This is a genomic window from Brooklawnia sp. (assembly GCF_032229645.1).
GTDB lineage: Bacteria > Actinomycetota > Actinomycetes > Propionibacteriales > Propionibacteriaceae > Brooklawnia.
Map to the genome: position 1 here is coordinate 7,868 of NZ_JAVTWX010000072.1, position 8,372 is coordinate 16,239.

Genomic DNA, 8,372 nt, shown 5'->3' on the forward strand with positions numbered 1-8,372 from the left:
CCCTTTCGGCATACTCAGACAATATAGAATATTTAGTGGGTTCGTGGATAGCCGCTCAACCGATCAATCACCGACCTGAGAGCTTCGGGCTGCGGGCCGGCCTTCATCACTTCCCGGGACGCGCTGGGCAGCACATGGGCTGCGGCTACGCCGAATAGTGACTCCAGAGCTTCCATCGTACCCCCCTGAGCGCCAATACCGGGAACAAGAATCGACCCGGAAAAGCCGTGAAGATCGAGCTCGAGTTGCCTGAGAGTGCCACCGATCACCAGCCCGACGGCGTCCTGCCCGGATGCCGCATTGGCTGCCCGTGCGGCATCGGCGATCTGCTGGGCCACGCTGCGGCCCCCGCGCACCGCTTGCTGTACGTCGCCGCCTTCGGGGTTACTGGTGCGGCAAAGCACGTACAGCCCGCGTCCGGTCTGATGCGCCAACTCGACGGCCGGAGCCAGCGAACCGAATCCCAGGAACGGGCTGACCGTGATCGCATCGGCGCTCAGATCGGTGTCTCCCGACAGATAGGCCCGGGCATAGGCGCCCATGGTCGAGCCGATGTCGCCACGCTTGACGTCCAGGATCGACAATGCACCGGCTCGCGCGATATCTGCGAGCACGCGGGCCAACACCTGCATGCCGGCAGCGCCGAAGCATTCGAAGAATGCTGCCTGCGGCTTGAAGACAGCCACCTGATCGCCGACCGCTTCGATCAGCCCTCGGGAGACCCGCTCCAGCCCTTCGAGGTCGTAGTCAAACCCCCACGCACGCACCAGCGGCTCGTGCGGGTCGACGCCGACGCAGAGATTCCCGCGTGCAGCGGTGAGCTCGGCCAGCCTCGTCCGGTATGCGGCGGTCATCGGCGGGCCCGGTCGGGATAGGTCAGCGTATTGATCCCGCGGACCAGCGCCACCGCGTTGAAGATGAATCCGGTGTACACCTGCACCAACGAGGCGCCCGCGTCGAAGAACGACTGCGCATCGGTGGGAGTCATGATGCCGCCAACACCCATGATTGGCAGGTCGGTCTGCGAGGCGATGGATTCGACCGTGCGCAGCGCCTTGCGAGTAAGCGGAGCCCCCGACAGACCACCCGCTTGATTGGCCAGATGCAGTTCGGAGGGGTGCAGATATTCGCGGGCCGTCGTGGTATTCGTCGCGATCAGCCCGGAGATGCCGGCCTCCTCGCAGACACCGATGATCCCGTCCAGGTCATAGGGCGCGAGATCGGGGGCCAACTTTACGAAGATCGGTACCGGATTGCGTGGATTGAGCTCGGCTGCCGTGGCGACCAGCGCGGTAGTGAGGTCGTCGAGTGCATCGCGATCCTGCAGGCTACGCAGGCCCGGCGTGTTGGGGCTGGAGACGTTGATCGCAATGTAGTCGGCATACGGCGCGATGGCGCGCAGCGAATGCAGGTAGTCATCGGTGGCCTGGTCCAACGGGGTCACCTTCGTCTTGCCGATCGATACTCCCACCGGATAGTCCAGTGCGTTATTGGCGCGCCGCACACCCCATTGTTCGAGCTTGGCAGCCAGCGCCTCAACTCCCGAGTTGTTGAAGCCCATCCGGTTGATGATCGCCCTGCTGTGCGGCAGCCGGAAGAGCCGTGGCTGCCGGTTGCCCGGCTGTGCGTGCGCGGTGACGGTGCCCAGCTCGGCAAAGCCGAAGCCCAGCGCGCCCCACGCGCGGGCGGCCGTACCGTCTTTGTCGAGTCCGGCAGCCACTCCCACTCGTCCGGGAAAATCGATGCCGGCGACCGAGATCGGTTGGCTGCGCTCCCCCAGGTATTTCTGGATCTGCTCGAGTACCGGGTCGGGGAGCTCGCTCAGCAGCGTGATCACATGCTGGTGTACCTCTTCGGCATCTTGGGTGAACATCAGTGGACGGACCAGACTCCGGTAACCGGTCAGCAGCAGCCGGACGAGCAACTCATCGCTGGAAATCATCGCCAGTTCCCTTCGGTGGTCTTGCGTGGTCAGCGCTTGCGCGACTGTTTGATCTGCTTAGCCCAATCCTGCAACGAGCGGACGCTGATGGTGCCCTCGCGGACGGCTTCGATGCCTTGGACGGCAGCTTCCAAACCCTGCACAGTCGTGATCGCGGCCACGTCGTGCAGCACAGCGGCCGTGCGGATCTCATAGCCATCGCGGCGCGGCGATCCGCCGAGGGTCTCGCCACTGGGCGTATTGAAGATCAGATCGACCTTGCCTTCTCGGATCAGGTCGACGATGGTCGGCTCCCCGTTAGGGCCGGGGCCCTGGGAGAACTTGCGCACCGGCATCGCTTCGACGCCGTGCAGCGACAGCATGGACGAGGTGCCCTCGGTCGCCAGGATGGTGAACCCCATGTCCGCGAGCTTCTTGATCGGGAAGATGACGTTGCGCTTGTCTCGGTTTGCTACCGACACGAAGACCGTGCCCGACCTCGGCAGTCGTCCGTAGGCCGCGGCCTGGGACTTGGCGAAGGCCATGCCGAAGTTGGAACTCAGACCCATCACCTCGCCGGTGGAACGCATCTCGGGTCCCAGCAGCGAATCGACGGTCGCGCCCTCGGTGGTGTGGAACCGGTTGAACGGCATGATCGCCTCCTTGATGGCGATCGGCATGCCGTTCCAGGTGTCCGCGCCGTCACCGGTCGCCCTCAGCATGCCGGCGGCGCGCAGATCACTGATCGCGGATCCGAGCATGATCAATGTCGCGGCCTTCGACAACTGAGTGTCCGTGGCCTTGGAAACGAACGGCACGGTGCGGGAGGCTCGCGGGTTAGCCTCCAGCACATAGAGCGTGTCACCGGCAAGCGCGTACTGGATGTTGATCAAACCCTGAACACCGACGCCCTTGGCGATCGCCTCGGTGGAGGTGCGGATCCGGTCGATGACCGCACTGCCGAGAGTGGCCGGCGGCAGCGAGCAGGCCGAGTCGCCGGAATGGATACCGGCCTCCTCGATGTGCTCCATCACGCCGCCCAGGTACAGCTCGTGACCGTCATAGAGCGCGTCCACGTCGATCTCGATGGCATCGTCGAGGAAACGGTCCACCAGTACCGGCGTATCGGCGCTGATCAGCGTCGAGTTCGCGATGTAGTTGCGCAGCAACTCTTCGTTGTAGACGATCTCCATACCGCGTCCACCCAGCACGTAGCTGGGGCGCACCAGCACCGGGTATCCGATCTCGGCAGCGATCTGGCTGGCCTGTTCGAAGCTGGATGCCATGCCGTGCTTCGGGGACGGCAGCTTCGCTTCGGCAAGCACCTGCCCGAAAGCGCCACGCTCTTCGGCCAGGTCGATCGCCGATGGGCTGGTGCCGACGATCTTGACACCTGCCTCCTCCAGCTGGCGGGCCAGCTTCAGCGGCGTCTGCCCGCCCAGCTGGACGATGACGCCCGCCACCGGGCCAAGCTTGAGCTCGGCGTGGTAGATCTCTAGAACGTCTTCAAGGGTCAGCGGCTCGAAATAGAGCCGGTCCGAGGTGTCGTAATCGGTCGAGACCGTCTCCGGATTGCAGTTGACCATGATCGATTCGAAGCCGTTGGCCGACAGCACCATCGCGGCATGCACGCAGGAATAATCGAACTCAATGCCCTGACCGATCCGGTTCGGGCCGCTACCCAAGATCAGCACCGCGGGCCTGGTCCTGGGTTCGAGCTCGGTCTCTTCGTCGTAGCTCGAGTAGTGGTACGGCGTCTTGGCCGCGAACTCTGCAGCGCAGGTATCGACGGTCTTGTATACCGGCCGCACTCCGAGGATCCACCGCAGCTCGCGGATCAGTTCGGGACTGGTACCCCGCAGTCGCGCGATCTGCCGGTCGGACAGCCCGTGCCGCTTGGCAAGCCGTAGCAGCGCTGCGCTGAGTTCTTCGGCGGTACGAATCCGCTCGGCGACCTGGTGGACGATCTCCAGCTGATCGAGGAACCAGGGATCGATCCCGGTGGCCTCATGCAACTGTTCAACCGTCGCGCCGGCGCGCAGACCCTGGAAGACATCCTGAATACGGCCGTCATGCGGCTGAGCCATGGCGCCCAGCAACTCGCCGAGATCGCCGGGTTCACGTCCGAAATCGAACGGCGCGCTCGGATCTTCGAGAGAGCGCAACGCCTTGCCGAGCGCCTCGGTGAAGTTTCGTCCGATCGCCATCGCCTCGCCGACCGACTTCATATGGGTCGTGAGCGTGTCGTCGGCGTTCGGGAACTTCTCGAACGCGAATCGGGGAACCTTGACCACGACATAGTCGAGCGTGGGTTCGAAGGACGCCGGGGTCTGGGTGGTGATGTCGTTGGGGATCTCATCGAGAGTGTATCCGACGGCTACCTTCGCGGCGATCTTGGCGATCGGGAAACCGGTCGCCTTGGATGCCAACGCGGAGCTTCGGGAGACCCGCGGGTTCATCTCGATGACGATCATCCGGCCGTCTGCGGGATTGATCGCGAACTGGATATTGCAGCCGCCGGTGTCGACTCCGACCGCCCGGATGATGGCGATACCGACGTCGCGCATGTGCTGGTATTCACGGTCGGTGAGGGTCATCGCGGGGGCGACGGTGATCGAATCGCCGGTGTGCACGCCCATCGGGTCGAAGTTCTCGATCGAGCAGACGACCACGACGTTGTCGGCGCGGTCGCGCATCACTTCGAGCTCGAATTCCTTCCAGCCGAGGATCGATTCCTCGATCAGCACCTCGGTCACCGGGCTGGCATCCAGGCCGATCTGGCCGAGCCTCTCCAGCTCCTCCTCATCGTGCGCAAAACCCGAGCCGACACCACCCATGGTGTAGCTCGGACGCAGCACCACCGGCAGCCCCAGCTCTTCGGCAGCGGCACGGATCTCGTCCATGGTGTGGCAGATTCGGCTGCGGGCCACTTCGGCCTTGCGGCCGGCGAAGGTGGGCAGGCTCTCGATGACGTGCTTGAACTCGTCGCGGTTCTCGCCGCGCTTGATCGCGGCCACCGACGCCCCGATCAACTCGACCCCGTAGCGCTCCAGCACACCGGCCTCGTGGAGCGCGACCGCCGTGTTCAGCGCCGTTTGGCCACCAAGGGTGGCCAATAGTGCGTCGGGACGCTCGACCGCGATGATCTTCTCCACATATTCGGGCGTGATCGGCTCAAGATAGGTGGCGTCTGCGAACTCCGGATCGGTCATGATCGTCGCCGGATTCGAGTTGACCAGGATGACCCGGTAACCCTCTTCGCGCAGCACGCGACAGGCCTGGGTACCGGAGTAATCGAATTCAGCGGCCTGGCCGATGACGATTGGGCCGGAGCCGATCACCATGATCGACGTGATGTCTGTGCGCCGGGGCATCAGAGAGCACCCTTCTGTTGGGCCGACATCAGGTCGGCGAAGCGATCGAAGAGATACTCCGCATCGTGCGGGCCCGCAGCGGCCTCAGGGTGATATTGCACCGAGAAGGCGACGAGATGACCATTGCGGGATACTTCGAGGCCTTCGACGACATCGTCATTCAGGCAGATATGGCTCACCTGCACCGTGCCGAACTCGGTCTCCACCTGCTCGTTACGGGGCACATCGACAGCAAAACCATGGTTGTGCGAGGTGATGTCGATACGGTTGGCCGCACGATCCAGTACCGGCTGGTTGATGCCGCGGTGACCGTATTTCAGCTTATAGGTACCGAATCCCAGGGCCCGGCCGAGAACCTGGTTACCGAAGCAGATACCGAATAGTGGCAGCCCGGCCCGCATGACCTGCTGGGCCAGCTCGACCGCGTGATTCGCGGTGGCAGGATCACCGGGACCGTTGCTGAAGAAGACGCCGTCGGGGTTGATCTCCATCAGCTGGTCAAGAGTAGTCGAGGCAGGCAGCACATGCACCTCGATGCCACGCTCGGACAGTTCGCGGGGGGTATTGGCCTTGATTCCCAGGTCGAGCGCCGCGACGGTGAATCGCTTCTCACCTTGGGCGGGCACCACATAGGCCTCGGCAGTGGTGACTTCCCCGGCCAGGTCCGCACCCGCCATGCTCGGCTGCTGAAGTACTTTGGCCAACAGCGCACCGGCATCGGTCTCCACCGAGCTGATCCCGACCCGCATCGACCCCTGCTCGCGCAGGTGCCTGGTGAGCGCACGGGTATCGATCCCGCTGATACCGACGATCTGCTGTGCGGTCAGTTCGGATTCCAGCGTCCGGCTGGAGCGCCAGTTGCTGGGCCGCGGTGATGGATCTCGGACGACGTAGCCGGCAACCCAGATGCGGTTCGACTCATCGTCCTCGTCGTTCCAGCCGGTGTTGCCGATATGGGGGGCGGTGGCCAGCACCACCTGACCGTAGTAGCTCGGGTCGGTCAGGGTCTCCTGATAGCCCGACATTCCGGTAGCGAAGACCGCCTCGCCGAACGTCTCACCGACAGCCCCGAAGGCGTCTCCATGGAAAACGCGTCCGTCTTCCAGCACCAGAATGGCAGGACTATTGCTGACCATCGGCCTTCCTCCCCGGGCGGGTCTGTGCCGCCCTGCCCAACAAACCGTTCAGGAATGCCACCGAATCGTCGGTGGACAGCTCGTCGGCCAACTCGAGCGCTTCGCTGATGGCCGCGCGGACGTCGATCTCGGTGAAATCGAGCTCGTAGATCGCCATGCGTGCCAGGCACCGATCGATGCGCGGCATCCGCTCGATCGGCCACTGGCTGCTCGTCAACGACCCGATGCGCTGATCGATCTGGGTGGCATTGTCGCGCACCCCGAGAACGATCTCGCGGGTGAACTCACGCACCGTGACCTCGGGATCGTCGAGCCGGTTGGCCAGCGAGGCGAACGGGTCCTGGTTGAGCAGGTCAGCCTCGAAAAGCATGTCGAGGGCCGCCTTGCGGGCCTTGGTGCGTGTCGAATGGTGTGCATCGGCCATGTCAACGGACGACACCTTGACCGCCCCGGGCACGGGCGGGTGTTCCCCGGCCGCCAGCGGGAGCGGCCGCTCGTCGGCGGGGTGAGTCATCAGGCGTTGACGCGGCCGAGGTACTCGCCGGAATCGGTGGAGACCTTCACCTTTTCACCGGTGGTGATGAACAGCGGCACCTGGATCTGCTTGCCGGTCTCCAAGGTGGCCGGCTTGGTGCCGCCGGTGGAGCGGTCGCCTTGCAGCCCGGGCTCGGTGTAGGTGACCTCAAGCTCGACGCTGGCCGGCAAGTCGATGTAAAGCGGGTTGCCCTCGTGGGTCGCGACGGTGATCGTCATGCCCTCGAGCAGGTAGTCCTTGGCGTCCCCAAGAGTCTCGGCCGGAATAATCATCTGGTCATAGGTATTGGTATCCATGACCACATAGCCGGTGCCGTCTTCGTAGAGGTACTGCATGTCGGACCGGTCGACCTGGGCCATCTCGATCTTGGTGTCCGCCGGGAAGGTGCGGTCCACGGTCTTGCCGTTCAGGACGTTCTTGATCTTGGTTCGCACCACGGTGTTGCCCTTGCCGGGCTTGTGATGCTGGAACCACAAGACCTGCCAGAGCTGGCCGTCCAAATCGAGTACGGTGCCGTTCTTGATGTCGTTGGTGGTAGCCACACTTGCCTTTCCGATCAGGGCGTTCAGGATCCGCCGGAAGGATCCGGCGCAAACATATGGGCGGTCAACCCGCAATCGTTCATTTTAGCGTCCTGCGCCAATTCGCACGCAATTAGGTCCGAACCGCGCACGGGCGGCCGTTTCATCGTCGTGAGGTTCACCGCGATTGCAGACCTCACCGTCCGGCCTGTCTGCGACGCAGGTTCAGCTCGCGGGCCTGAGCGACCCGCTCCTCGCGAGCGGCGATATAAGGCAGTGCGAGCCGCCGCATCACATCTGCGGTTTGCGGCGAGTGACCGCTGTCGGCCAGCTGTGAGGCCATCGCCTTGAGATCATCGGAGGACTTGTTCTGGCTGAGTTTTGCCTTACCGATCACGTCGTCGATGACGAATTCGATACCGACGATGGCCGGCAGCATGCGCTCGATCGCGGAGACCGGGCCGTTCTCCAGCCGCCAGGCCGGCTCGTGGCGCGCCGTCAGGTCGTAGAGCGATTGCAGCTTCCAGTCATCGTCGTGGTGGGTGATCAGTCGTCCCACCAGGTGAACGACCAGGTAGTTCCAGGTCGGCACCGTCGGCAGGCGCGACGGCTCATCGTGGACCGGCATCACCTCGGGGCTGATGTACGCGTCCGGGCCGTGCACGACCATCAGTGCGGGTCCCTCATCGTGCCATTGCAGATTGGTCCGCGCCATGTGGGTGGTCAGCCTGCGCGGCTCATCATCGGCCCCCAGCAGGACGAACGGCAGCATCGTGACATCCAGACCGCGATCGCCGTGGGTGATCAGATCTCCTACCCCTCGGGCGTCGGCCTGCCGCAGCGCCTCGTCCGAGGCCATCGCGAACTGCTCGGCCACATACATCG

Annotated in this window: 7 protein-coding genes; all 7 read right to left on the minus strand. The window is 64.0% G+C overall.

Translation table 11 applies throughout. The annotated features are described in order from the left end of the window. Nucleotides 1-32: 32 nt before the first annotated feature. The gene (gene pyrF, locus AAFP05_RS04950) at nucleotides 33-854 is read right to left on the minus strand and encodes an orotidine-5'-phosphate decarboxylase (protein ID WP_341728742.1); all 822 of its coding nucleotides are present in this window, start codon (nucleotides 852-854) and stop codon (nucleotides 33-35) included. After that, nucleotides 851-1,942: a quinone-dependent dihydroorotate dehydrogenase gene (locus tag AAFP05_RS04955; RefSeq protein ID WP_341728743.1), complete on the minus strand. Its 1,092-nt coding sequence runs from the start codon at nucleotides 1,940-1,942 to the stop codon at nucleotides 851-853. The genes pyrF and AAFP05_RS04955 overlap by 4 nt, the downstream gene beginning before the upstream one ends. A gap of 29 nt (nucleotides 1,943-1,971) precedes the next feature. Further along, nucleotides 1,972-5,295 carry a carbamoyl-phosphate synthase large subunit gene (gene carB / locus AAFP05_RS04960; RefSeq protein ID WP_341728744.1) on the minus strand — a complete coding sequence of 1,108 codons (3,324 nt, stop codon included), beginning with the start codon at nucleotides 5,293-5,295 and terminating at the stop codon, nucleotides 1,972-1,974. Continuing rightward, the gene (gene carA, locus AAFP05_RS04965) at nucleotides 5,295-6,431 is read right to left on the minus strand and encodes a glutamine-hydrolyzing carbamoyl-phosphate synthase small subunit (protein WP_341728745.1); all 1,137 of its coding nucleotides are present in this window, start codon (nucleotides 6,429-6,431) and stop codon (nucleotides 5,295-5,297) included. Before carA ends, carB begins: the two co-directional genes overlap by 1 nt. Further along, the gene (gene nusB / locus AAFP05_RS04970) at nucleotides 6,418-6,945 is read right to left on the minus strand and encodes a transcription antitermination factor NusB (protein WP_341728746.1); all 528 of its coding nucleotides are present in this window, start codon (nucleotides 6,943-6,945) and stop codon (nucleotides 6,418-6,420) included. Before nusB ends, carA begins: the two co-directional genes overlap by 14 nt. After that, nucleotides 6,945-7,508: an elongation factor P gene (gene efp, locus AAFP05_RS04975; protein ID WP_341728747.1), complete on the minus strand. Its 564-nt coding sequence runs from the start codon at nucleotides 7,506-7,508 to the stop codon at nucleotides 6,945-6,947. Before efp ends, nusB begins: the two co-directional genes overlap by 1 nt. Nucleotides 7,509-7,683: 175 nt before the next feature. Further along, nucleotides 7,684-8,372 (minus strand): FMN-binding negative transcriptional regulator (locus tag AAFP05_RS04980; RefSeq protein ID WP_341728748.1); only part of this gene is annotated, 689 nt, incomplete at its 5' end.

Coding starts and splice junctions, on each gene's coding strand:
- pyrF (WP_341728742.1), bottom strand. CDS start 854: ATGACCGCCGCATACCGGACGAGGCTGGCCGAGCTCACCGCTGCACGC.
- AAFP05_RS04955 (WP_341728743.1), bottom strand. CDS start 1,942: ATGATTTCCAGCGATGAGTTGCTCGTCCGGCTGCTGCTGACCGGTTAC.
- carB (WP_341728744.1), bottom strand. CDS start 5,295: ATGCCCCGGCGCACAGACATCACGTCGATCATGGTGATCGGCTCCGGC.
- carA (WP_341728745.1), bottom strand. CDS start 6,431: ATGGTCAGCAATAGTCCTGCCATTCTGGTGCTGGAAGACGGACGCGTT.
- nusB (WP_341728746.1), bottom strand. CDS start 6,945: ATGACTCACCCCGCCGACGAGCGGCCGCTCCCGCTGGCGGCCGGGGAA.